The organism is Streptomyces sp. NPDC002734 (genome assembly GCF_040295685.1).
Classification (GTDB): Bacteria; Actinomycetota; Actinomycetes; order Streptomycetales; family Streptomycetaceae; genus Streptomyces.
The window spans coordinates 1-24,213 of sequence record NZ_JBEOVU010000020.1 but is presented as its reverse complement, the minus strand read 5'-3'; the positions used below and the strand labels follow the sequence as shown (position 1 = coordinate 24,213).

The 24,213-nt window shown below is 72.6% G+C and carries 17 protein-coding genes and 3 tRNA genes; 7 read left to right on the top strand and 13 right to left on the bottom strand.

The genetic code is table 11. The annotated features are described in order from the left end of the window. Positions 1–26: 26 nt before the first annotated feature. Positions 27–182, top strand: coding sequence for a hypothetical protein (locus ABT026_RS19015; RefSeq protein WP_351115760.1), 156 nt, complete (start codon positions 27–29; stop codon positions 180–182). A 241-nt stretch (positions 183–423) separates the two neighbouring features. Here the strand turns inward: ABT026_RS19015 and ABT026_RS19010 are convergent, their stop codons facing one another. The 9 genes from ABT026_RS19010 to ABT026_RS18970 form a co-directional block, all read right to left on the bottom strand. Next, positions 424–1,257 (bottom strand): alpha/beta fold hydrolase, encoded by an 834-nt coding sequence (locus ABT026_RS19010; protein ID WP_351115759.1) that lies wholly within the window; start codon positions 1,255–1,257, stop codon positions 424–426. A gap of 110 nt (positions 1,258–1,367) precedes the next feature. Further along, positions 1,368–2,201 (bottom strand): alpha/beta fold hydrolase, encoded by an 834-nt coding sequence (locus ABT026_RS19005; RefSeq protein WP_351115758.1) that lies wholly within the window; start codon positions 2,199–2,201, stop codon positions 1,368–1,370. 342 nt (positions 2,202–2,543) lie between these two features. Continuing rightward, positions 2,544–3,689, bottom strand: coding sequence for a serine hydrolase domain-containing protein (locus ABT026_RS19000; RefSeq protein WP_351115757.1), 1,146 nt, complete (start codon positions 3,687–3,689; stop codon positions 2,544–2,546). A 150-nt stretch (positions 3,690–3,839) separates the two neighbouring features. Continuing rightward, complete coding sequence (locus ABT026_RS18995; protein WP_351115755.1) at positions 3,840–4,313, bottom strand: Dps family protein; 474 nt, start codon at positions 4,311–4,313, stop codon at positions 3,840–3,842. A 75-nt stretch (positions 4,314–4,388) separates the two neighbouring features. Continuing rightward, a complete protein-coding gene (locus ABT026_RS18990) occupies positions 4,389–5,222 on the bottom strand; it encodes an alpha/beta fold hydrolase (RefSeq protein ID WP_351115753.1) in 834 nt (277 codons plus the stop codon). A 103-nt stretch (positions 5,223–5,325) separates the two neighbouring features. Then, entirely contained in the window at positions 5,326–8,076 is a 2,751-nt protein-coding gene (locus ABT026_RS18985; protein ID WP_351115752.1) for an AAA family ATPase, read from the bottom strand. Between the two features lie 287 nt (positions 8,077–8,363). Then, positions 8,364–8,440 (bottom strand) — tRNA-Ile (locus tag ABT026_RS18980). 203 nt (positions 8,441–8,643) lie between these two features. After that, positions 8,644–8,716: transfer RNA gene (locus ABT026_RS18975), tRNA-Asn, on the bottom strand. A 6-nt stretch (positions 8,717–8,722) separates the two neighbouring features. Continuing rightward, a tRNA-Asn gene (locus ABT026_RS18970) sits at positions 8,723–8,795 on the bottom strand. Positions 8,796–8,963: 168 nt separating this feature from the next. Between ABT026_RS18970 and ABT026_RS18965 the strand changes: the two genes are divergently transcribed. The 5 genes from ABT026_RS18965 (at position 8,964) to helR (ending at position 17,237) form a co-directional block, all read left to right on the top strand. Continuing rightward, positions 8,964–9,245 (top strand): YtxH domain-containing protein, encoded by a 282-nt coding sequence (locus ABT026_RS18965; RefSeq protein ID WP_351115751.1) that lies wholly within the window; start codon positions 8,964–8,966, stop codon positions 9,243–9,245. Between the two features lie 167 nt (positions 9,246–9,412). Continuing rightward, positions 9,413–10,867: a xylulokinase gene (locus ABT026_RS18960; protein ID WP_351115749.1), complete on the top strand. Its 1,455-nt coding sequence runs from the start codon at positions 9,413–9,415 to the stop codon at positions 10,865–10,867. A gap of 294 nt (positions 10,868–11,161) precedes the next feature. Next, positions 11,162–12,895 carry an ABC transporter ATP-binding protein gene (locus ABT026_RS18955; protein ID WP_351115747.1) on the top strand — a complete coding sequence of 578 codons (1,734 nt, stop codon included), beginning with the start codon at positions 11,162–11,164 and terminating at the stop codon, positions 12,893–12,895. Beyond that, the gene (locus ABT026_RS18950; protein ID WP_351115746.1) at positions 12,895–14,823 is read left to right on the top strand and encodes an ABC transporter ATP-binding protein; all 1,929 of its coding nucleotides are present in this window, start codon (positions 12,895–12,897) and stop codon (positions 14,821–14,823) included. Before ABT026_RS18955 ends, ABT026_RS18950 begins: the two co-directional genes overlap by 1 nt. Positions 14,824–15,047: 224 nt before the next feature. Beyond that, the gene (gene helR, locus ABT026_RS18945) at positions 15,048–17,237 is read left to right on the top strand and encodes an RNA polymerase recycling motor ATPase HelR (RefSeq protein WP_502968007.1); all 2,190 of its coding nucleotides are present in this window, start codon (positions 15,048–15,050) and stop codon (positions 17,235–17,237) included. Positions 17,238–17,331: 94 nt separating this feature from the next. Here the strand turns inward: helR and ABT026_RS18940 are convergent, their stop codons facing one another. Both ABT026_RS18940 and ABT026_RS18935 read right to left on the bottom strand, forming a co-directional pair. Then, positions 17,332–18,915 carry a phosphatidylinositol-specific phospholipase C domain-containing protein gene (locus ABT026_RS18940; RefSeq protein WP_351115745.1) on the bottom strand — a complete coding sequence of 528 codons (1,584 nt, stop codon included), beginning with the start codon at positions 18,913–18,915 and terminating at the stop codon, positions 17,332–17,334. 63 nt (positions 18,916–18,978) lie between these two features. Continuing rightward, the gene (locus ABT026_RS18935) at positions 18,979–19,716 is read right to left on the bottom strand and encodes a DUF4232 domain-containing protein (protein ID WP_351115743.1); all 738 of its coding nucleotides are present in this window, start codon (positions 19,714–19,716) and stop codon (positions 18,979–18,981) included. Between the two features lie 160 nt (positions 19,717–19,876). On the opposite strand from ABT026_RS18935, the gene ABT026_RS18930 reads away from it, so the two are divergent. Then, on the top strand, positions 19,877–22,177 hold the full coding sequence (locus ABT026_RS18930; RefSeq protein ID WP_351115742.1) for an ATP-binding protein: 2,301 nt from the start codon (positions 19,877–19,879) through the stop codon (positions 22,175–22,177). 54 nt (positions 22,178–22,231) lie between these two features. On the opposite strand, the gene ABT026_RS18925 is transcribed toward ABT026_RS18930, so the two are convergent. Continuing rightward, positions 22,232–22,804: a dihydrofolate reductase family protein gene (locus ABT026_RS18925; protein ID WP_351115741.1), complete on the bottom strand. Its 573-nt coding sequence runs from the start codon at positions 22,802–22,804 to the stop codon at positions 22,232–22,234. Between the two features lie 259 nt (positions 22,805–23,063). After that, entirely contained in the window at positions 23,064–24,155 is a 1,092-nt protein-coding gene (locus ABT026_RS18920) for an IS630 family transposase (RefSeq protein ID WP_351115740.1), read from the bottom strand. Positions 24,156–24,213: the final 58 nt, after the last annotated feature.

The following is a 24,213-nucleotide window of genomic DNA, read 5'->3' as shown; positions in this document are numbered from 1 at the left end:
AGACCCGCAGCCCCAAGGAGAACCCCATGAGCGACGAGCCGATCCCGATGTCCTCCCAGGCCGAGGGCGAGCGCGAACCGGAGCCCGGGGAGGCGGCGCCCGAGCAGCACACCAACCCGCCGCACATGACGCCCTCCCAGGCGGAGGGCGAGGCGGACGACGAGCCCGGCGACCGGTCCTGACCCGCCCGGTCCTGACCCGCCCGGTCCGGCTCCGCGCCTGCCCGCACGAGACCTGCCGGTACGACGAAAGCCCCCGGACCTGTCCGGGGGCTTCGACGATCCGTGGTGGGGCGGGTGGACCCGGTCCCCCTTGCGGGGACTCGGCCCCCTTGTGTGACGCCTCTCACCTGGGACGATGCCCGGCCGGCCGGTGCTACCGCCGCGGAGGTGCGCGTCGCGGCAGGTGAGGCCCGGCCGTGGGTCACTTGGCGAGGAACGCCAGGAGGGCCTCGGAGACGTCCTGGGCGTGGGTCCACAGGAGGCCGTGGGGCGCGCCGTCGACGACGACGTAGTCGGCCTGCGGAAGCGCCTGGTGGAAGAGCTCCCCGGTGGCCTCGATGGGCAGGATGCGGTCGGCGGTGCCGTGGAGGATCAGTGCCGGGACGTCGATCTTGGGAAGGTCGGCGCGGAAGTCGGTGGTCCAGGTCGCCACGCAGGCCAGCGAGGCGTACGCGGAGGCTCCGGCGGCGACGTTCCAGCTGTTGCGGACGGCTTCCTCGCTGATGCGGGTGCCGAGGTTCTCGTCGAGGTTGTAGAAGTCCTCGTAGAACGCGGTGAAGTACGCGTAGCGGTCGGCGGTGACGGCGCCTTCGATGTCCTTGAACACAGTGCCGTCGACGCCGCCGGGATTGTCGTCGGTCTTGAGGAGGAAAGGCTCGAGGGAGGCGAGGAAAGCTGCCTTGGCGATCCGGGCGGAGCCGTAGGTGCCGAGGTAACGGCCGACCTCGCCGGTGCCCATGGAGAAGCCCACCAGGACGACGTCGGTGAGGTCGAGGGTCTCCAGGAGCACATTCAGGTCGCCGGCGAAGGTGTCGTAGTCGTAGCCCGTGGTGGGCCGGCCGGAGCGGCCGAAACCGCGCCGGTCGTACGTGATCACGCGGTAGCCGGCCGACAGGAGCGCGGCCGACTGCTTCTCCCAGGAGTGGCCGTCGAGCGGGTATCCGTGGATGAGCACGACCGGCTGCCCCGTGCCGTGATCCTCGTAGTACAGCTCGATGCCGGTGGAGTTCTCCTGACCGACGGTGATGAACGCCATGGTGGTTGTTGCCTTCCGTTGTGGATGCGTCTGGACGGGACGTGCCCGATCGGGCACGGCGATGAGGTGAGGTGAGGTGAGGTGAGGTGAACGGCCACGCGGGCCGTCGGTCATCGGACCGTGCGGGCCGCCTGCTCGACGATGCGGGTGACGGCGTCGGGGCGGGACACCGACACCGCGTGCGACGCGTCGACGACCGTCGTGCGGGCGTTGGCGCGGGCAGACATGAAGCGCTGGGCGGCCACGGGGATGTTGCGGTCCTCGGTGGTCACCAGCGACCAGGAGGGGATCGTCTTCCAGGCGGCCTGGGTGGACTTCTCCTCGAGAGCGGCGGCGGCGATCGGGCGCTGCCCGGCGGCCATGAGCCTGGCCTGGTCCTTCGGCACGTCCGCGGCGAACTGGCCGCGGAACTTCTCCGGCGTGATGTACACGTCCGCGCCCTGACCACCGTCGGGCAGCGAGTAGTCGACGGTCTCGACGGCCTGGCCGAGGGTGCTGCCCGGGAACTTGTCCGTCAGTCCGATGGAGCTCTCACCCGTGTCGGGCAGGAAGGCCGCGATGTAGACCAGTGCCTTCACCTTGTCCTCGAGGCCCGCGGCGGCCTGGCTGATGACGGTGCCGCCGTACGAATGACCGACCAGGACCACGGGCCCGTCGATGTGGTCGAGGACGCTGCGCAGGTAGGCGGCATCGGTCGCCGGCCCTCGCAGCGGGTTGGCGGCGGCCACCACCGGGTAACCCGCCCGCTGCAGCCGGGCGGCGACACCGTCCCAGCTCGCGGCGTCGGCGAACGCGCCGTGTTCCAGCACGATCGTCGGACGTGCGGGGTGGTGGGTGTCGGCCGTGGCGGGCAGGGTGACGGCGGCGACGGACAGGCCCGCGGCCGCGGTGACACCGAGCAGCGCGGATCTGCGGCTCGGACGGACGAGGCGGGTGTTGCGCATCGGTGAGCTCCCTGATGTTCGGTGGACGGTCCTCGACGGACCGTGCGGAGGATGCGGAGGGGCACGTTCGGGGAACGGGCCCCGGGGGATGTCGTGGGTGACCGGTCGGCATGCGTGCGGCCCGCGCGCCCGGGGGTGCCCCGGTGTCACCCCCGCCAAGGCCGCGGGGGTGACGGGACCGGTTCACCCGTCGGCGGACGGACCTCGCGGCGCCGGATCAGGCGTGCTGCGAGGGTGAGGGCGCCGGGGCGGCCATGGTGCTGCTCTTCCTGAGACGGTCGGCGGCGCCGATGGGCGCCGGCGCCGCGCCCTCGGGCTCCCGGCCGAGTTCGTGGGCACAGCTCAGCCGGTGTGCTCCAGGGCTTCGCGGACGAGCCTGAGGTAGCTGTGGGTGCGCTCCGAGCCGAGGAGCCCGTCACCCACCCGGTTCATCGTGTACGCGAACGTGACCCGCCGGTCGAGATCCATCACGACGATCGAACCGCCCCGGCCGACCCAGAAGCAGATCCTTCCGGTGGGCATGTGCGGCATCGTCCTCGGATCGGCGAGTGCGTAGCCCATGCCCCAGCGGACCGGAACGCCCAGGAACAGGTCGACTCCGTCGGCCTGCACGTCGAACACCTTGTCCACCGTCTCGGCGGACAGAAGCCGCGAGCCGTTGACCTGGCCGCGCCGTGAGATGACGGAGAGCGCACGTGCCAGGCCCCGCGCGTTGCCGTGTCCGTTGACGGCTCCGAGTTCGGCGGCACGCCATGGCGGGGTGTCGACGTGCTCGTCACGTGCGGGGCTTCCGAGCAGCGTCCTGGTGAAGATCCCCTCGGGATCCAGACCCGCGGGGATGCCGCCCGGCTCGGAGGGGACCACCAGATCAGCGATACGCGGCCAGTCGGCCCTGCGCGCGCCGATCTGGACGTCGGCCTGCGCCGGCTCGGCGATCTCGGTGGCGACGAACTCCTTCAGGTCACGGCCACTGACCCGCCGGACGAGTTCTCCCACCAGCTGCCCCTGGGTCTGCACGTGGTAGCCGGAGGCTGAGCCCGGCTCCCACCAGGGTGCCTGCGCGGCCAGCCGGGCACTCGCGGTGGGCCAGTCGTAGAGGTCCTCCACGGAGAAGGGCTGCTCCCAGCCGGAGAGTCCCGAGGTGTGGGACAGGACGTGCCGCACCTCGATGTGCTCCTTTCCCTGTGCGGCGAACTCCGGCCAGTAGTGCGCGACCGGACGGTGCAGGTCCAGGGCACCCCGGTCGACGAGGACGAGAGCCGCGAGACTGGTGAGGGTCTTCGTGGTCGACCACAGGCTCACCACCGTGTCCCGGTGCCACGGAACCGTCCGTGCCGCGTCCGCGTAGCCACCCCAGAGGTCGACCTCCATGACCCCGTCCACGTCGACGGCGATCGACGCCCCCAACTCCTCGCCGTCCTCCAGGTGCGCCGCCAGCGCCGCTCGTACCGGTTCGAACCGGTCGGTGCTCGTGCCCTCGATGTCCATGCTCTTCTCCACATCCCACGACGAACCGCCCGGTCACGTCACGGGCGGGATGTCGCGTCATTCCTTGCAACGATTTCTCCGGAGCCTGCGGGTCCCGGGCCCAGGCCCTGGGGAGGCGTTCCTGATCGCCCCGCAGGAGGCGGGGACCGGTCAGACCCGGTTCTCCGCCTGGAACATCCAGCTCTGCTTCTCCAGCGCGGCCGTGAGTCCGATGAGGAGGTCCTCGGTGACGACGTCCACCGAGCCCATTCCGGCGATACGCTCACGCAGCCTTCCGGTCACCGCGGACAGCGCGTGCACCAGGGCCTCGACGGCGTCGCTGTCCTTGGTCCAGCCCGGCGGAAGGGCGGGCACGCAGCTGGCTTCCGCTACGGTCCTGGCCCGCCCGTCCGGGCTGACGCCCAGCGCGGCCGCGCGCTCGGCCACCGTGTCGGCGTGCGTCCGGGCAACGGTGGCGGCCTCGTCGAGCTGGACGTGGACCGAGCGGAAACGCGGGCCGTACACGTTCCAGTGGGCCTGCTTGGCCACCAGGGACAGGTCGAGAAGGTCGGCCAGGGTCGCCTGGAGCGCCGCACCCGCGGTCTCGCGGTCGTGCTCCGGGAGAGAGTTGTCGATGACCGGCACGGAGTGCGGTCCTTTCGTGAGGGCCGCCGACGTCCTGTCGCGGACGTCGACGACCGGCGTCGGAGGTGCCGGCGTTCAGGCGGCGAGGAAGTCGAGCAGGGCGGCGTTGACCTCGGCCGCGTGGGTGAGGAGCAGCCCGTGCGGAGCGCCCTCGATCTCGACGTATCGCGCGTCGGGCAGGCGGCGGCGGAACTCGCGGGCGGTGGCGTCGATCGGCAGGATGCGGTCGGCGGTTCCGTGCAGGATCAGCGCCGGCACGTCGATGCGCTCGACATCGGCCCTGAAGTCCGTCAGCCATGTCGGGACGCACGCGTACGCCGCCATGGGCGCCGAGTTGACGGCGGTGACCCAGTTGGCCCGCAGCGCTGCCTCGCTGAGCCGCGACCCGAGTGTCTCGTCGGTGTTGAAGAAGTCGGCGAAGAAGTTGTCGTACCAGGCGTGGCGGTCGGCCTCCGCCTGCTCCGCGATGCCGTCGAAGACGCTCTGCGGCACACCGGCGGGGTTGTCCGGCGTCTGCAGCAGGAACGGCTGGAGCGAACCGAGAAACGCCGCCTTCGCCACGCGCTGCGAGCCGTGGACGCCGAGGTAGCGGGCGACCTCGCCCGAGCCCATCGAGAACCCGACGAGAACCACGTCACGCAGGTCCAGCGTGGTGAGCACGGTGTCCAGGTCGGCGGCGAAGGTGTCGTAGTCGTAGCCGGTCATGGTCCTGCTCGACCGGCCGAAGCCACGGCGGTCGTAGGTGATGACGCGGTAGCCGGCCTTGACCAGCGCATCGGTCTGCTTCTCCCACGACTGCCCGTCGAGGGGGTAGCCGTGGATCAGGACGACCGGCTGCCCCGACCCGTGGTCCTCGTAGTAGAGCTCGATGCCGGTCGAGCCCTCGGCGCCGACGGTGATGGTTCCCATGGTGTGCCCTCCCGCCCGTCCGCGGAGTGCGGACCGGGCATGGCACGAACCTAGGCAACCGGCGGGGACGACCGCGTCCGTCAGGCTACGTCTTCGGCGTACGTCATGATGCCGGGCCTGCGGCATACGTCATCGTGCCGCCCAGCACCGCGGCGAGCTCGCCGCGGGAGGTCAGACCCAGCTTGGGGAAGATCCGCTGGAGGTGGGTGCTCACCGTCCTGGGTGAGACGTACAGCCGCTCGCCGATCTCCCGGTTCGTCAGGCCCTGCGCGGCGAGCTGGGCGACATGCAGCTCGGTCGAGGTCAGCCGGTCGACCGCGGCCGGGTCCTGGCGAGGGGACGACGCGCCCGCGGCGCGTAGCTCCTGACCTGCCCGCTCGGCCCATGCCGACGCGCCGAGGGCGTCGAAGATCTCGCGTGCGGCCTGGAGGAGGAGGCGGGACTCCGCGGGCCGCCGGTGCCGCCTCAGCCACTCGCCCAGGGCGAGGCGCGCCCGCGCCCGCTCGAACGGCCAGTCCGTGGGGACGGCGTCGAGGGCCGCCCTGTAGAGCGGCTCGGCGTCGTCCTGCGGGCTCAGCAGAGCCTGGCCGAGGCGCAACCCGCAGAGCAGGGCGGGCGAGGAAGTCGTCCGTCCGAGCGGGGCCAGTTCCCGCACGATGTCGCGTGCCGTCTCCACCGATTCACTGCGCACAGCCGCCTCGACCAGCTCCGCGACCGCGTAGAAGCGCAGCCAGGGGTGGAAGGCGGGGTCTGCCGGGTCGAAGGCGCGGTGCAGGTGGCCGAACGCGTCGCCGTAGCGGCCCTCGCAGAGCGCCACCTGTCCACGGGCCATCTGCACGATGGCCAGCACCGGGCGCCCTCCGCTGGGAAGGGCAACACGCTCCGCCTCCGCCGCCCACGCCTCCGCCCCCGGGTCGCCGCTGACGGCGGCGAGCTGCGCGCGGATGGCGTTCACCATCGCGTGCACGAGAGGCTGACCGGTCTCGCGGGCCAGTGACGCGGCCTCCTCCGCGGCAAGGGCGCCGGCGCGAACGTCACCCAGCCGTGCGGCGCTCCCCGCCAGGACGCACAGAGCGCGGGCCAGCATCGACAGCCTTCCTTGCGCGCGCAAGGCGTCCAGCGACCTCGCCGTCAACCGGCCCGCCAGGGCGGGAGCGCCCACCGTCACGGCGGCGCCCCCCAGGAGCTGGTCCCCCTCCGCGTTCTCGGACGAGCGCTCCAGCTGACCCGCCAGGCCTTCCATGACCCCACTGCCACGCTCGACCGGCGACGAGTACGCCCGCAGGGCGACCAGGTCGGCGTTGTCCGCATGCAGGGGCATCCGGTCCGCGGCGGCGGCGACCCGCTCGCAGGCGGCCGGTCCCGGCTCGCCCCAGAAGCACTGCAGGACCGCGCCCCACAGCATGCGCAGCCCCAGTACCGGCTCGCCTCCGGCGGCGATCTCGACCGCCAGCTCGGCCAACTCGGCCGTCGCGGCGCTCTCGCCCCGCGTCCCCTCGGCCAGAGCGATGCTGACCCAGGCCGCGCGGCCCTGGTCCCGGACCGAAAGGTCCAGCGACCGCGCCTGGGCCAGCAGATGCTCCGCGACGTCGCCTTGGCCCGACTCCAGTGCGAGCTCCGCCGCCCGGAGCAGCCGGTCGGCCCTCGCGGACGGGTCCTTCGTCAGCTCCGTCGCCCGCCTCAGCGCGGCGAGGGCCACGGCGACACCCCCGCGCCGCAGGGCCCTGCCGGCAGTGGAGTCGAGATCCCGTGCCACTCGTTCGTCGAAACCGGCGGTGGCGGCGGCACGGTGCCAGGCCTGCCGGTCGGGCTGCCCCTTGAGCGCGGCGGCCAGAGCGGCGTGTGCGGCCTGTCGTTCGGCGGCCGTGGCGGAGTGGTACATGGCCGAGCGGACGAGCGGATGCCGGAAGGCCATCGCCTGTGCCTCCACCAGACCCGCGTCGATCGCCGCTTCGAACGCGGCGACGTGGATCGCCGTCCCGAGCATCCGGGTCGCCGCGGCAAGGCATTCGTCCATCGTCCCGTCACCGTTGAGCGCCGAGAGGAGCAGGACCGCACGGGTGTCGGCCGGAAGGCGGGAGACCCGTGCCGAGAAGGTCCGTTCCAGCCGCGCGGTCAGCGGCAACGGCCCCTGGGTGAGCGCGTACGCCCCACCGACCGACTGCAGCGCGACCGGCAGCTTGGTCAGCGCCAGCGGGTTGCCCGCCGACTCCTCCAGCAGCCGCCGCCTGACCTGCCGGCCCAGGCCGGGGGCCACCGCGTCCAGCACCTCACCAGACACCTCGTCCGTCAGCGGCCCCAGATGCAGCACGGGCAGGCCGGCGCTGCTGAGGCGGTCGTCGAGGCCCCGGGTGACGGCGACGAGGACGAGGGGGTCGGACTCGATCCGCCGCGCCACGAACCCGAGCACGTCGAGGCTGGCACCGTCCATCCAGTGGGCGTCCTCGACGACCACCAGCAGCGGCGACTTCGCTGCCGCGTCCGTCAGCAACGTCAGCGCTGCCAGGCCGACGAGGTACAGATCAGGGACGGCCTCGTCGACGAGCCCGACGGCTGCGAGCAGCGCGGTGCGCTGCCGTTCCGGCAGGTCGTCGATCCCGTCCCGCAGTTGGTGAACCAGCTGGTGCAGGCCGGCGCAGGGCAGGTTCTCCTCCGACTGGACCCCCACGGCGGTGATCACACGGGTCCCGCCGCGCGCTGCCGCCGCCGCGGCCTCGGCGACCAGAGCCGACTTGCCGATCCCCGGCGCGCCGACGATCACGATCGCGCCGCCCGCCCCGGCGGCCCCCCGCTCGACGAGAGCGGCCAGCGCGCGACGCTCCGCCTCACGGCCCAGCAACGCCCCCCGTTGCATCCCTCACTCCGTTTCTCCGCGCCTCCCGGGCACCCGAGGATTCCGCTTCCTCGCGGGAGCAGGCGGCCGGCGGCATCCGCGTCGGCAGACGATCTGCAGGTCAGAGCGCGATGCCGCCCATACCATGGTAGGCACGCTGCTGGGCGGGAACGACCGCGGACCGTGTCCGCCGGCCTCGGGCCGGCAGCGTTCCGGCCGGCCCGCTGCCGGAGCAAGAGAAAAGCCCCCGCCGGGGCGGGGGCCGGAGCGCGTCACCAGGGTCGGCGACCCTGCGACACGCCGATCCGTGGTGGGGCGGGTGGGACTCGAACCCACGGCCGGCGGATTATGAGTCCGCTGCTCTAACCGGCTGAGCTACCGCCCCTTCACGGCGCGTCGCGCACATATGTGCGCGCCGTCTGCCGCAGCATAGCCGCTCATACGATCTCCTGCCTCAGGTAGGTCAACTGCATGGACATGACCGGCCATGACGGACGCCGCGGGGCGCGTCAGCAGAGGCGGAGCACGGTGGTGCGGGGTGCGGTGGGGCATGAAAAAGGACCCCGTCGGGGCCCTCGTTCAAGCGTGCTCCTCCAACTGGACTCGAACCAGTAACCTGCCGATTAACAGTCGGCTGCTCTGCCAATTGAGCTATGGAGGACCGAAGCTCCCCCGACTGGACTCGAACCAGTAACCTGCCGGTTAACAGCCGGCTGCTCTGCCAATTGAGCTACGGAGGATCGCCTCGCTGCATCGAACGCCTCCACCCGGGTATTCGCCAGGGGGCGCGCGCTCGCTGCGAGACATACATTAGCGCAAGCAGGGGGGTGCTCCGCCAATCGGTATCCCCTGCGATCTTGCCGAAGCCGAAGGAAGGGTGGCCGACCATGCGTAACCGGCTCACATTCATGTCCGGAATGGCCCTGGGCTACGTGCTCGGCGCGAAAGCCGGGCGGGAGCGGTACGAACAGATCGTCGCGAAGGCGCGACAGATCACGCAGAACCCCGCGGTGCGCAACACCGCCGAGACCGCGGCCCAGCAGGGCCGTCAGGTGGCGGGCAAGGCCTACCACACCGTGAGCGACAAGATGCCCGACTCGGTGTCCCAGCGGGTGAAGTCCGTCCGCGGGAGCCGCTCCGGCGCCAACGGCCAGAGCGGCACGGACGACTGGGGAACCGGCACCGTCTGAACCCACTCGACGACAGGACCGGATGACGGGGCCCAGGCCCCGGTCGCCCGGTCACGGGCCCGTGCCGCGTGCGGTGCGGGCCCGAGCCGTGTCCGGGCAGGATCCGTGTTTCCACCGGCCTGCCGCATCCGGGTGTGAGATGACGTCCGTGGTGCACAATCACCCTCATGGGGATAGTCGCCGGCTTGGACAGTTCGTCCGATTCCACTCGCATCGTGGTCTGTGACGCGGAGACCGGTGCCGTGCTGCGGCAGGGCTACGCTCCGCATCCGATCGAGCCCGCCGAGGGCGGAGGGCGCCCGGCGGACGTCGATCCGCAGGCGTGGCTGCGCTCCCTGGGCGAGGCGGCGGGCGGCGGTCTGCTGGAGAACGTCCAGGCCATCGGCGTCTCCTCGCAGCGCAACGCCCTGGTCCCGCTGGACCGCAACGGCAGCCTCGTGCGGCCCGCGCTGACCGGCGCCGACCGGCGGGCGCAGACCTCCGCCGCCGACCTGATGGACGCGTTCGGCGGCCGTGAGGCGTGGGCGCAGGCCGTCGGCCTGGTGCCGCAGGCCGCGCAGCCCGTCACCAAGCTGCGCTGGCTGCGCCGTGCCGAGCCGGAGAACGCCGACCGCGTGGCCTTCCTGATGCAGGCGCACGACTGGCTGGTCTGGCAGCTGCTGGGCCGCCCGGTCCGGCGCACCACGGACCGGGGAGGCGCCTCCGGCACCGGCTTCTGGTCCGCGGCGACCGGCTCCTGGCGCCCCGACCTGGTCGAGCTCGCGCTCGGGCACCGGACCGGTCTGCCGGAGGTGCTCGCCCCCTGGGAGGCGGCCGGCACCACCCCGGAGGGCCTGCTGATCTCGGCCGGCACCGGGGAGACGATGGCCGCGGCGTTCGGGCTGGGCGTCGGGGTGGGCGACGCGGTCGTCTCGCTGGGCGTCTCCGGCTCCGTGATGGCCGTGCACCCGGAGGCGGTGAGCGACGGCGGCGGCGCGGTGACCTCGCTGGCCGACGCCACGGGGATGCACCTGCCGGTGGTCTCCACCTCCAACGCGGTCCGGGCGCTGCGCGCCACCGCCGCGATGCTGGACCTGGAAGGGCCCGAGGCCCTGTCGGAGCTGGCGCTGAAGTCCACCCCGGGCGCGCACGGGCTGGTGCTGCTGCCGTACCTGGAGGGTGAGCGGACCCCGAACCTGCCGAACGCGGCGGGCACCCTGAGCGGGCTGCGCACCGAGTCGATGCGGCCCGAGCACCTGGCGCGGGCCGCCTTCGAGGGCATGCTGTGCTCCCTCGCGGACGCGCTGGACCTGCTGCGCGGCCGGGGCGTGGAGGTCCGGCGGGTCTTCCTGCTGGGGCAGGCCGCCGAGCTCCCGGCCGTGCGGGCGATCGCTCCGGCGCTGTTCGGGGCGCAGGTCGTGGTGCCACAGCCGGCCGACTACGCGGCGCTGGGCGCGGCCCGGCAGGCCGCCTGGGCGCTGGGCGTCGCGCAGGGCTCGCCGGACCCGCACCGCCCGCCGGCCTGGCAGGGCGCGATGGGGCAGCTCCTGGAGCCGGGCGACGACCTGCCGGTCGGCCAGGCGGTCCGCCGCCAGTACGCCACGGTCCGCGAGCAGACCCACCCGGGCGCCTTCACCTCCTGAACGCGCGACGCGCGCGCCCCCGCCGCCCCGCGCGGCGGGGGCGTGCCGCGCGCGCGGGCCCTCACCTGCGGACGAAGGGGTGCGCCGCCCAGGCAGCCGGGCCGGGACCGCGCCGCGTCCAACCCCTCCTGATACCCCCACGGCTGAACCATGACCGCGTTTTGGCCCGCGCTTGGCTCAATCGGCTTGAGGTAACACCACGGGAGTGTCCGACGATAGGGACGCGTGGGGGTCCTCTCCGCCCAGCGGCGGCGGACCCCGCCTCCTCCTCGTCGGCCTCTCGAAAGTATCGGCGTGCTCATACGACTTCTCAGGGCCCATCTGCGGCCCTACCGCAAACCCATCGCCGTCGTCGTGGTGCTGCAACTGCTGCAGACCTGCGCGACCCTCTACCTGCCCACGCTCAACGCCGACATCATCGACAACGGCGTGGTGAAGGGCGACACGGGCTACATCCTGGCCTTCGGCGCCCTGATGCTGGGGATCTCCCTGGTGCAGGTGGTCTGCAACATCGGCGCCGTCCGCTTCGGCGCCCGGACCGCCGCCGCGCTGGGCCGTGACGTGCGGGCCGCGGTCTTCGACCGGGTGCAGTCCTTCTCGGCGCGCGAGGTGGGCCGCTTCGGCGCGCCCTCGCTGATCACCCGCACCACCAACGACGTCCAGCAGATCCAGATGCTGGCGCTGATGTCGTTCACGCTGATGGTGTCCGCCCCGATCATGGGCGTGGGCGGCGTGATCATGTCGCTGGGTCTGGACGTGCCGCTGTCCGGCGTCCTGCTGGCGGTGCTGCCGGTGATGGCGGTGGCGCTGACCTTCCTGATCCGGGCCCTGCGCCCGCTGTTCCGCACCATGCAGGAGCGCCTCGACCAGGTGAACCGGGTGCTGCGCGAGCAGATCACCGGCAACCGGGTGATCCGGGCCTTCGTGCGCGACGAGTACGAGCAGCGGCGCTTCCGCAAGGCCAACGAGGAGCTGACCCAGGTCGCGCTCGGCACCGGCAACCTGATGGCCCTGATGTTCCCGATCGTGATGACGGTGGTGAACCTGGCGTCCATCGCGGTGCTGTGGTTCGGCGCGCACCGCATCGACTCGGGCAGCATGGGGATCGGCGACCTGACGGCCTTCCTGGCCTACCTGATGCAGACCGTCATGTCGGTGATGATGGCCACCTTCATGTTCATGATGGTGCCGCGCGCCGAGGTCTGCGCCGAGCGGATCCAGGAGGTCCTGGACACCGAGTCCAGCGTGGTGCCCCCGGTGGCGGGCGTGACCGAGCTGCGGACCAGCGGGACGCTGGAGCTGCGCGGGGCCGGCTTCCGGTACCCGGGCGCCGAGGAGCCGGTGCTCAAGGGCGTCGACGTGACGGCGCGGCCGGGCGAGATCACGGCGGTGATCGGCTCGACCGGTTCCGGCAAGTCGACCCTGCTGGGGCTGGTGCCGCGGCTGTTCGACGCCACCGAGGGCGAGGTCCTGGTGGACGGGGTGGACGTCCGGGAGATCGACCCCCGGGTGCTGGCGAAGACGGTGTCGCTGGTCCCGCAGAAGCCGTACCTGTTCGCCGGGACGGTGGCCACCAACCTGCGCTACGGCAACCCGGACGCCACGGACGAGGAGCTGTGGCACGCGCTCGAGGTGGCGCAGGCCAAGGAGTTCGTCTCCGCGCTGGAGGGCGGCCTGGACGCCCCGGTCGCGCAGGGCGGCTCCAACGTCTCGGGCGGCCAGCGGCAGCGTCTGGCGATCGCCCGGACCCTGGTGCAGCGGCCGGAGATCTACCTGTTCGACGACTCCTTCTCGGCGCTCGACTACGCCACGGACGCGGCGCTGCGCGCGGCGCTGACCCGGGAGACGGCGGACGCGACGGTGGTGATCGTGGCGCAGCGCGTCTCGACGATCCGGGACGCGGACCGGATCGTGGTCCTGGACGAGGGCCGGGTGGTCGGCACGGGCCGGCACGCGGAGCTGATGGACGGCAACGAGACCTACCGGGAGATCGTGCTCTCCCAGCTGACGGAAGCGGAGGCAGCCTGATGGCCGGGCCTGCGGGGCGGATGATGGCCGGGACGGGCCCGGAGAACCGGTCGATGGACTTCAAGGGGTCGACCAAGCGGCTGCTGGGGCAGTTCAAGCCGGAGCGGGTGGCGCTGTGGGTGATGCTCGTCTCGGTCGTGGCGAGCGTGAGCCTGACGGTGGCCGGGCCGAAGATCCTGGGCCGGGCCACCGACCTGGTCTTCGCGGGCATCGTCGGCCGGCAGATGCCGGCCGGGGCCTCCAAGGAGCAGGTGCTGGAGACGATGCGGGCCCGCGGCGAGGACGGCGTCGCGGACATGCTGGGCGGGGTGGACTTCACCCCGGGCCAGGGCGTCGACTTCTCGGCGGTGGGCAGCGTGCTGCTGCTGGCGCTGGGCATGTTCCTGGCCGCCGGCGCGCTGATGGCGGTGGCGACCCGGATGGTGAACCGGGCCGTCAACCGGACGATGCTGCGGATGCGCGAGGACGTGCAGACGAAGCTGTCGCGGCTGCCGCTGTCGTACTTCGACAAGCGGCAGCGCGGCGAGGTGCTGAGCCGGGTCACCAACGACATCGACAACCTGGGGCAGACGCTCCAGCAGTCGATGGGCCAGCTGGTGAACGCGGTGCTGTCCGTCGTCGGCGTGCTGGTGATGATGTTCTGGGTGTCCTGGCTGCTGGCGCTGGTGGCGCTGGTGACGGTGCCGCTGTCGTTCGTGGTGGCGACCCGGGTCGGCAAGCGGTCCCAGCCGCACTTCGTGGCGCAGTGGCGCACGACGGGGCAGCTGAACGCGCACATCGAGGAGATGTACACCGGCCACTCGCTGGTCAAGGTGTTCGGCCGGCAGGACGAGTCGGCGGAGAAGTTCGCCGAGCACAACGACGAGCTGTACGAGGCCGCTTTCAAGGCGCAGTTCATGAGCGGCGTCATGCAGCCGCTGATGATGTTCGTCTCCAACCTGAACTACGTGCTGGTGGCGGTCGTCGGCGGTCTGCGGGTGGCCTCGGGCTCGCTGTCGATCGGTGACGTGCAGGCGTTCATCCAGTACTCGCGCCAGTTCTCGATGCCGCTGACGCAGCTGGCCTCGATGGCGAACCTGGTGCAGTCCGGCGTCGCCTCGGCCGAGCGGGTCTTCGAGGTGCTGGACGCCGAGGAGCAGGACGCGGACCCGATCCCGGGCGTGCGGCCCGAGGAGCTGCGCGGGCGGGTCGGCTTCGAGCACGTGTCGTTCCGCTACGACCCGGACAAGCCGCTGATCGAGGACCTGTCGCTGGCCGTGGAGCCGGGGCACACGGTGGCCATCGTCGGCCCGACCGGCGCGGGCAAGACCACGCTGGTCAACCTGCTGATGCGGTTCTACGAGGTCACCGGCGGGCGGATCACGCTGGACGGCGTGGACGTGGCGACCATGTCGCGCGACGAGCTGCGCTCGGCGATCGGCATGGTGCTTCAGGACACCTGGCTGTTCGGCGGGACCATCGCGGAGAACATCGCCTACGGCGCGCCCGGCGAGGTGACCCGCGGCGACGTCGAGGAGGCGGCGCGGGCCGCGCACGCCGACCGGTTCGTGCGGACCCTGCCGGACGGCTACGACACCGTGATCGACGGCGAGGGGTCGGGGGTGAGCGCGGGCGAGAAGCAGCTGATCACCATCGCCCGGGCGTTCCTGTCCGACCCGACGATCCTGGTGCTGGACGAGGCCACCAGCTCGGTCGACACCCGCACCGAGGTGCTGATCCAGAAGGCGATGGCCAAGCTGGCGCACGGCCGGACCTCGTTCGTGATCGCGCACCGGCTGTCCACCATCCGCGACGCGGACACCATCCTGGTGATGGAGGACGGCGCGATCGTCGAGCAGGGCCGCCACGCGGAGCTGCTGGCGGCCGACGGCGCCTACGCCCGCCTGTACCAGGCGCAGTTCGCCCAGGCGGTCGCCGAGGTGGAGTGACGCGGCACGCCCGACGGGGAGAAGACGTCGGCCCCATCCGCGCCTGCGGATGGGGCCGATACGTTCACGACTGGTGGGGCGGAGGGAAGCCGCACCTCCCGCCACTTCTAAGGTATAGCGCAAGGGGGGCCTTGCGGCAAGGCCCCCTCGGTGCCGCACAATCGCTCCTCCGCCCCGGTGTCCACCGGCGCGGAGCCGCGATCGCGACCTTCTACGGAGCTGATTTGCTGAACCCCCCTGCCCTGCCCGCCCGTGCCTTCGCCCTGCCCGAGCGGCTGGCCGCCAAGGCCGACCCCGCGCTGATCGCCGGCGACGAGGCCCACTTCGCCGACATCGCGGCGAGCCTGGAGCAGGCGATCGCCGAGCTGTCCGACCGGCTCGACGCACAGCGGCGGGCGCCCGGCGGCGTGGGCCGGGAGGCGATGGAGCGCGACCTGGAGATCCACCGGCTCTCGGCCCGCCTGCGGGCGCTGCGCCGTTTCGGCCTGGACCTGTGCCTGGGCAGGATGGTTCCGGCGGGCCCCGCCGGGTCCGAGGAGCCGGTCTACGTCGGGCGGCTCGGCCTGACCGACAGCTCGGGGCGCCGGCTGCTGCTCGACTGGCGCTCCCCCGCCGCGGAGCCGTTCTTCGCCGCCACCCACGCCAACCCGATGGGGCTGGCCGGCCGCCGCCGCTACCGGTGGTCGGGCGGCCGGATCGACGACTACTGGGACGAGGTGTTCACCTCCGGCGGTCTGACGGAGGGCCACGCGGCGCTGGACGACCAGTCGGCGTTCATCGCGAGCCTGGGCGCGCACCGCTCCGAGCGGATGCGCGACGTGCTGGCCACCATCCAGGCCGACCAGGACGCCGTGATCCGCGCGGGCTCCCGCGGGGCGCTGGTGGTGGACGGCGGGCCGGGCACCGGCAAGACCGTCGTGGCCCTGCACCGCTCGGCGTACCTGCTGTACTCCGACCCGCGGCTCGGTCACCGCCGCGGCGGGGTGCTCTTCGTGGGCCCGCACCAGCCGTACCTGAACTACGTCGCCGACGTGCTGCCCAGCCTCGGCGAGGAGGGCGTGCGCACCTGCACCCTGCGCGACCTGGTCGCCGAGGGGGCGCGGGCGGTGCCGGAGGCGGACCCGGAGGTCGCCCGGCTGAAGTCGTCGGTGGAGATGGTGCGGGCGATCGAGAAGGCGGTCCGGTTCTACGAGTCGCCGCCGACCGAGGCCCTGACGGTCACCACGCCCTGGGGCGAGGTGTCGCTGAGCGCCGCCGACTGGGCGGAGGCCTTCGACGCGGCCGAGCCCGGCACCCCGCACAACGAGGCCCGCGAGCAGATCTGGGACGAGCTGGTCGCCATGCTCCAGGACCGGGTCAAGGGCGAGGTCCCGGCCGTGCTGTTCCGCAGGGCGCTCGCGAACGACGACGAGCTGACCGGCGCGCTGAGCGCCGCCTGGCCGATGATCGAGGCGGCCGACCTGGTCGGCGACCTGTGGACGGTCCCCGCCTACCTGCGGCTGTGCGCCCCCTGGCTGGACCGCGACGAGGTGCGCCTGCTGCAGCGCGGCAGGCCGGACGCGTGGACGCTGTCCGACCTGCCGCTGCTGGACGCGGCCCGGCAGCGGCTCGGCGACCCGCGCACGGCCGTGCGCAAGCGGCGGCAGAAGGCTGCGGTGGCCACCGAGCGGGAGCGGATGGCGGGCGTCATCGACAGCGTGGTGGCCGCCGACCCGGACGGCGAGGGCGCGGTGACCATGCTGGTCGGCGAGGACCTCAAGGAGAGCCTGGTCGACGAGTCGGCGCTGCCGTCCCACGCGGCCGATCCGCTGTCCGGTCCCTTCGCCCACGTGGTCGTGGACGAGGCGCAGGAGCTGACCGACGCCGAATGGCAGATGCTGCTGCTGCGCTGCCCCTCCCGCAGCTTCACCGTGGTCGGCGACCGCGCGCAGGCGCGGCACGGCTTCACCGAGAGCTGGCAGGAGCGGCTGGCGCGGGTGGGGCTGCACCGGGCGGAGGTGGCCTCGCTGAATATCAACTACCGCACGCCGGAGGAGGTCATGACGGAGGCCGAGCCGGTGATCCGGGCGGCGATCCCGGACGCCAACGTGCCCACCTCGGTGCGGCGTTCGGGTGTGCCCGTCACGCACGGGAAGGTCGCGGACCTGTCCGCGGTCCTGGAGGAGTGGCTGGCCGCCGACGAGGACGGGACGGCCTGCGTCATCGGTGACCCCTCCTTCACCGAGAGGCCGCGGGTGCGGTCGCTCACGCCCGAGCTGGCCAAGGGCCTGGAGTTCGACCTGGTGGTGCTGGTGGAGCCCGGCCGGTTCGGCGACGGCGTCACGGGCGCGGTGGACCGCTACGTCGCGATGACCCGCGCGACCCGGCGGCTGGTGGTGCTGTCGGACGCGTCGGGAGGGCCGGCCGGGGGCTGAGGCCCGCCGGCGGCGTGAGCGCGGGAGGGCCCGCACCCATCGGGGTGCGGGCCCTCCCGCGTGCGCGGTCACTCGGGGCGAACCTCGTGCGGGCTCACTTCGGGCAGACGTCCTGGGTCACCGGGCCGCCTGCGACGGTGGCGGTGGCCGGGTCGACGGCCATGCACAGGCCGGTCCACTGGTTGACGAAGGCGTAGGCGGTCCTGGAGGAGCCCGCGACCTCGACCTTGGTGGGGACGATGTTCCACATCTGGCTGCCGGAGAACCAGCGGGTCTCGCACCCCCACCAGAAGAGCTGGGTGCCGGCCGACGGCGGGGTGCCGTTGTTGTAGGGGACGGTCAGGCAGGTGCCGTTGCTCGCCTTGATCCAGAAGTAGCCCTTGGGGTCGAAGGAGCTGGGCTGCTCGGCCTGCCACTGGTGGCTGACGGGCGGCGTCGACTGGCACGCGCGCTGGGTGACCAGCCCTCCGGTCTTCGAGCTGTCGAATTCGGGGCCGCGCACCAGGCACCGGCCGTACTTGGTGTTCACGTAGGTCTTGTCGGCGTTCACCAGCCAGAGGCCCTGATGGCTGCCCTTGACGATGTCGCCCTTGTTGCGGTCGACGATGTTCTGGATGAGGGCCCAGCCGGGGAAGTCCATCATGACGATGCCGATGCGGCCGGGGGCGACACTGCTGTTGAGGTGGTTCATCAGCCGGATGTTCTGTCCGGCGACGTAGGTGGTCACGCCCGCCGTGGTGTCGATGTAACCGCCCGCCCACTCGGCCGGACTCGGGGAGAGCAGCGGCGAGGTGGCGGAGGTGTACGACACGTACCAGTCGTTGCCCTTGTCGGCGATCGCCGCCTCGACGTTCCGCCGGACGCCCTCGAACTTCGCGTCGTCGTCGCTCGGCTTCCAGTCGTCCACCAGGTGGGAGTGGAAGCCGCTCGTCCCGTAGGAGTAGGAGGCGCTGCCGTCCTTCTCCGTGACGCCGAAGGTGCCGAGCACGATCTTGCCGCGGACCTGGGAGAGGGTGGGCGTGGGCGCGAGGCTGTTCCGCGTGATCGACGGCTTGTGGAAGAGGCCGTCGTACTTCTTCGCGTACTGGTCGAAGATGGCCGCGATCACTCCCGCGGACACGTTGGACGGGTCGTTCGTGCACTCGCCGATGCCGCCGCTGCTGCCGATCGGGCACTCGGCCTTCAGCCGCATCACGACCGTCTCGCCCGGGTGCTGGGCGAGGAACGCCTTCGCCCTGGTGAGGACGTCGTCGAAGTTGGCGTTCTGGTAGACGACGCCGTGGTGGACCGTGAAGTACTGGTTCTCGGTGACGCGGACCCGGATGTCGAGGGCGCGGATGCCCCGGTCCAGCTGCGCGGTCAGAGTGGCGGCGCTGTCGCCGTAGTCCTGCTGCGTCTCGGTGCTGGAGCCACCGTGGATGGAGAGCGTGTCGTGGGTGCCGGGCAGCGAGACCCGGGACAGCGGGGTGGCTCCGTCGAGGGACTTCATCCAGTCCTGCCGGAGGGGAGCCGAGCCGAGGGAGTTGTAGGCGTCGGCGTTGACCGACCCGGCCGCCTGCGCGGGGGCCGAGGCGAGCATCAGCGAGCTCGCGGCGACGCAGCCCGCCACCAGCTGGGCGAGCGGGCCGAGGCGGCGCCGTGACGCGACGCGGAGGCGGTGGAGAAGCGGAGGGGACATGGGACTCCTGTCCTGGACCGGGCGGGCGGAAGGGGGTGGGGAGGTGCTGTTGCCGGGATGGCGTCACTGCTGGGTGGTGTCGGCCTGCCGCATCGAGGCGACGGCTTCGGCGACGGTGCCGCGGTACAGGCCGAGCCTGGGGGCGGACACCTGGAGGCCGGAGCCGAGGCCGAACGCGCGGGTCTCGGCGTTGGGCATGTGGGACGGGCTGACCAGGACGTGCATCTCGTCGACGTCCTCACCCCCGCCGCCGGGGGTGAGGTCGAGCACCGCGTAGGCCTTCCCGCCGGCGAGCAGGGCGTGGTCGGGGCCGCCGAGCCCACCGGGGACCAGCGGGTGGAGGTTGTCGCTGCGGTCGGCGTCGTCCGCCCGGCCGAGGTCGACCGCGGGCAGCAGGTCCAGTCCGCAGGCGCTCGCACCCGTGTTGGCGACCTCGATGACCCGCCGCGTCCCGTCCTTGCGGACGGTCAGCGAGAGCTGCTTCATCGCGCAGGGGTGCCGATAGGCGTACTCCGGCGTGTTGTCCGCCGAACCCTCCGCCGAGCCGCCGCCGGTCTTCCGCGCGGAGCCCTGCGCCTGGGGCGCCTTCCCGCCGGCGGGGGCGGCCGAGGAGCCCGCCTCCGCATCGGCAGCGGGGGTCTTCGCGGCGTCCGCGTCCACCGGCGCCCCGGTGGAGGCCTTCGCGTCCGCCCCGCCCGCCGTGCCGGAGGCGGTCCCGTCGCCGCCGCAGGCGGTCAGGGTGAGGGCCAGGACCGCGGTGGCGGCGGCGAGGAGCGTGCGGTGCGGGACGTGGATGCGCATGAGGAGCCCTAAGGAGCGGAGACGGTGAGGTGGCCTGACGGCATGCTCAGTCCACCAGCGGACACCGGGACGCCACCAGGAAGTCGTCCCGGCAGAAGTAAACTGGGGATCACTTCTGCCGGTCCGTCACCGGCCGTACGACGTCCGGGGGATACGCATCATGAGCACCGACGATCCGGTGCGCGGGGACTTCGCCGCGCTGCTGCGCACGCTGCGAGGGCGCGCCGGGCTCAGCCAGGAGGAGCTCGCGCACCGGTCCGGGCTGAGCGTGCGGGCGGTGGCCGACATGGAACGCGGGCGCACCCGGGGCCCTCAGCGCCGCACGGTGGCCGCACTGGTGGCGGCGCTGGCGACCGCCGAGGCGGAGGCCGAGGCACTGGAGCGGGCCGCGGCCGCGGGCCGGCCCCGTCCGAAGCCGGTCCCCGCGGCGCCGGCCGGGCTGCGACTGCCGCGTGACGTAGGGGACTTCACCGCCCGGGAGGCGGACCTGGAGCGGCTGCGGGCGGTGGCCGAGGCCGCCGGCGCCGCGCACCCGCCGGTGGTGCTGGTCACCGGCCAGCCGGGGCTGGGCAAGACGGCCTTCGCGGTCCGGGCGGCGCACGGCCTCACCGGCCGCTACCCGGACGGGCAGCTCGCCGTCGACCTGCGGGGGACGCGGGCCGAGCCCGCCGATCCCCGCGAGGTCCTCGGGGCGCTGCTCCGCGCGTGCGGGGTCGCCGACGCCGCCGTGCCGCAGGACCTCGAGGGCCGGTCCGGCCTGTTCACGGCCGTGCTCGAGGACCGGCGGATGCTGCTGCTCCTGGACAACGCCGCGGACGAGGAGCAGGTGCGCCCGCTGCTGCCCGCCGCCGGTCCCACGCTGACCCTGGTGACCAGCCGCAACGCCCTGGCCGGGCTGGAGGGGGTGCACCGGTTGGCGCTCGGGGTGCTGCGCCGTGAGGAGTCCGTCGCCCTGATGGCGCGCGTCCTCGGCCCCGACCGGGTGGCGGCGGAGGCGCAGGCGGCGCGTGATCTGGCCGACCTGTGCGGGCAGCTGCCGCTCGCGGTGCGGATCGCCGCCCAGCGGCTGGCGGCCCGGCCGCAGGAGAGGCTCGCCAAGCTCGCGGCCGAGCTCTCCGACGAGGGCCGCCGGCTCGACGCCCTCCAGGCCGGGGACCTCCAGGTGCGGGCCGCCTTCGCCCTCTCCTACCGGCAGCTGGACCCGCGGGCCCGGCGGGTGCTGCGGCGCTCGACCCTGGCCGCCGGTTCCGACTTCTCCCCGCGGACCGCCGCGTTGCTCGCCGGGACGACGCCGCGGCAGGCGGAGCACTGTGTCCGGGAGCTGGCCGACCGCGGGCTGTTGCAGCCGGACCCGGTGGCCGACCGCTACCGCTTCCACGACCTGCTGCGGCTGTTCGCCGCCGAACAGCTGGCCGAGGAGGACCCCGCCGAACCGGCCCGCGTCCGGGAGGCCGCCGCCCGCTGGGTGCTGGCCCGGGCCGGTGCCGCGGCGCTGTACTTCGACCCCGAGCGCTCCCCCGCCGGCGACCCCGAGCCGGACTCCGCGCCCCGGGGGGCCGAGGAGGCGCGCGCCTGGCTGGAGGCGGAACGGGCACAGTGGCTGGACGCCCTGCACCAGGCGCTCGCGGACGGACACCACCGCGAGGTCCTGGACGCGGCGGAGGCCATGCACTGGTTCTCCGACCGCGTCCAGCACTGGGAGGAGTGGGCGGAGGTGTTCCGCTGCTCGGTGGCCGCCGCCCGGGCCCTGGGAAGCCGGCGTGAGGAGGCCGTGCACCTCAACTACCTGGCCTGGTCGTACAACCTGTGCGTCCACGACAGCGCCGCCGGGCTGGCGACGGCCCGCGAGGCGCTGACCGTGGCGCGCGAGGTGGGCGACCTGCTGCAGGCCGGGTGGGCGTACGGGTACGGGGCGGGGGCGCTGCACCGTCTCGGGCGGGCCGAGGAGGCGGTGGAGTGGCTGGAGAAGTCCGCGGCCTGCCACCGGGAGAACGCCACGCCGCAGGCGCGGCTGGCCGAGCTCGCGACGCTCAACGCCCTGGGCGCCCACCTGCGGTCCATGGGCCGGCCGGAGGAGGCCCTGGCCGTCCACCGGCGGAGCGAGGAGCTGTGCGAGGCCGGGATCGCGGGGCGGTCGTCCGAGGTGCTGTCGACGTTCCGGGCCAGCACGCGTCACCATCTGGGCCAGGATCTCGGCGAGCTGGGCCGCTGGGCGGAGGCGGAGCCGCTGCTGCGCCGCGCCCTGGCCGTGTTCGAGGAGGCCGGCATGGCCGCGTGGAGCGAGCCGGCCCGCCTGGACCTCGCCATCACGCTGCGCCGGCTCGGCCGCGAGGAGGAGGCCCGCACCATGCTGGAGACGGCCCGGCGAGGCCTCGTCGAGCAGAGCCACCCCCGGCGGGCGGAGGCCGACGCGGAGCTGGCGGGGCCCGCCACTCCCGACACGCCCGCGGTGCCGTCCTAGCGGCTGCCGCACCGTCCGGCCGCCCGGACCCGTCGGCGCGTGGCCCGGGGTGGGTCAGTGGACGACGTCGAAGACGTTCTTCTGCAGGCCGTTGGCGTACACCTCGTGCTCGACGAGCTTCAGCTTCTGGGCGTCCTTGTCCGTGGCGCTGAACAGCCGCTTGCCCGCGCCGAGCAGCAGCGGGAAGACGAGCAGGTGGTAGCGGTCGATCAGGCCCGCGTCGGACAGGCCGCGGTTCAGCGCCGCGCTGCCGTGGACGATGATCGGGCCGCCCTCGGTCTCCTTCAGCGCGGCCACCTCGTCGAGCGACCGCAGGATCGTGGTGTCGCCCCAGTTCGACACCAGGTCGTCCTCGGTGAGCGTGGTGGAGACGACGTACTTCGGCATCACCTTGTAGTCGGCGAAGTCCTCCATGTCCGGCCACACGGCGCTGAACGACTCGTAGCTGACCCGGCCGAGCAGCATCGCGCCGGCCTCCTTCTGCTCCCTGCCCTTGATCTCGTAGGCCTCGGGGAGGAAGTCGACGTCCTTGAAGGTCCACCCGGAGTTCCGGTACCCGGGCTCGCCGCCCGGCGCCTCGACGACGCCGTCCAGGGAGACGAACGCGGTGCTGATCAGGGTGCGCATGGGGTTCCTCCGAGCTCGTGGTCGCTTCACCGGTACAGACGGCGCGGCCGGGCGAAACTCATCGCCCGCGGGCGGGCGACCGGAAGGAACCTGGTCGTCCACGCGCCCACACCGTAGCCCCGGGTGCGGTCGCCGCAGGGTGTCCTCGGCCCCGACGCGAGGGAACGGCCCGGATTCCGTCCGGCGGACCACAGGGAACCGTCTCCGCCCGGGCGGCCGTCGGCGCACCGGACCTCACGACCGCGCCACCGGAGGGGACCTAGTGACCTGAGTCGGAGATTCGTCGGCAGTAGGCGGCGACTTTGTCGAGGATCTCGTCTGCCGTCTTCGTCCAGACGAAGGGTCTGGGGTGCTCGTTCCAGTCGGCGAGCCAGCCCCGGATGTCACGCTCGAGGGCCTGAACAGAGCGGTGGACGCCACGCTTGAGCTTCTTCTGGGTCAGCTCGGCGAACCACCGCTCGACCAGGTTCAGCCAGGACGCGCTGGTGGGCGTGAAGTGCAACTGGAACCGGGGATGGGCAAGGAGCCACTTCTTGATGTCGGGGGTCTTGTGCGTCGCGTAGTTGTCGAGGATCAGGTGGACCTGGAGGTCGGCCGGTACTTCCTTGTCGAGTTTGGCGAGGAACTTCTTGAACTCGGCGGCCCGGTGGCGCCGGTGGAGCGAGCCGATGACTTTGCCGGTCGCCACTTCCAGGGCGGCGAACAAGGTGGTGGTGCCGGCACGGACGTAGTCGTGGCTGCGGCGTTCGGGGACGCCGGGCATCATCGGCAGGACGGGCTGGGATCGGTCCAGTGCCTGGATCTGCGACTTCTCGTCCACACAGAGCACCAGTGCCTTCTCCGGCGGGTCTAGGTAGAGGCCGACGACGTCACGGACCTTGTCGATGAACAGCGGGTCGGTGGACAGCTTGAACGTCTGCGACCGGTGCGGGGCGAGGGCGAACGCCCGCCAAATTCGCGAGATCGTCGACTGCGACATCCCTGTGGCGGCCGCCATCGATCTGGTCGACCAGTGGGTGGCGTTCTTCGGTGTCTCCTCGAGCGTCTTGACGATGACCCGCTCGACGTCCGCGTCGGTGATCTTGCGCGGGACGCCCGGACGCGGGTCGTCGCACAGGCCGTCCAGGCCCCGCTCGAGGAAGCGGCGTCGCCAGGTGCGGACGGTGTCCGGCGTGATCCGCAACCGCCGGGACACTTCCATGATCGAGTGGCCCTCGGCGCACTCCAGCACGATCCGCGACCGCTGGGCCAGGGCTTGGGCCGTCGTGCGACGACGGACCCATCCCTCCAGCGCGGCTCGTTGGGCATCAGTCACCGACAACGGTGGAATCTTCGGACCCGGACGACTCATGCCCAACCAACGACGAATCTCCGACTCAGGTCACTAGGGCCTGTCCGGCGGATCATGC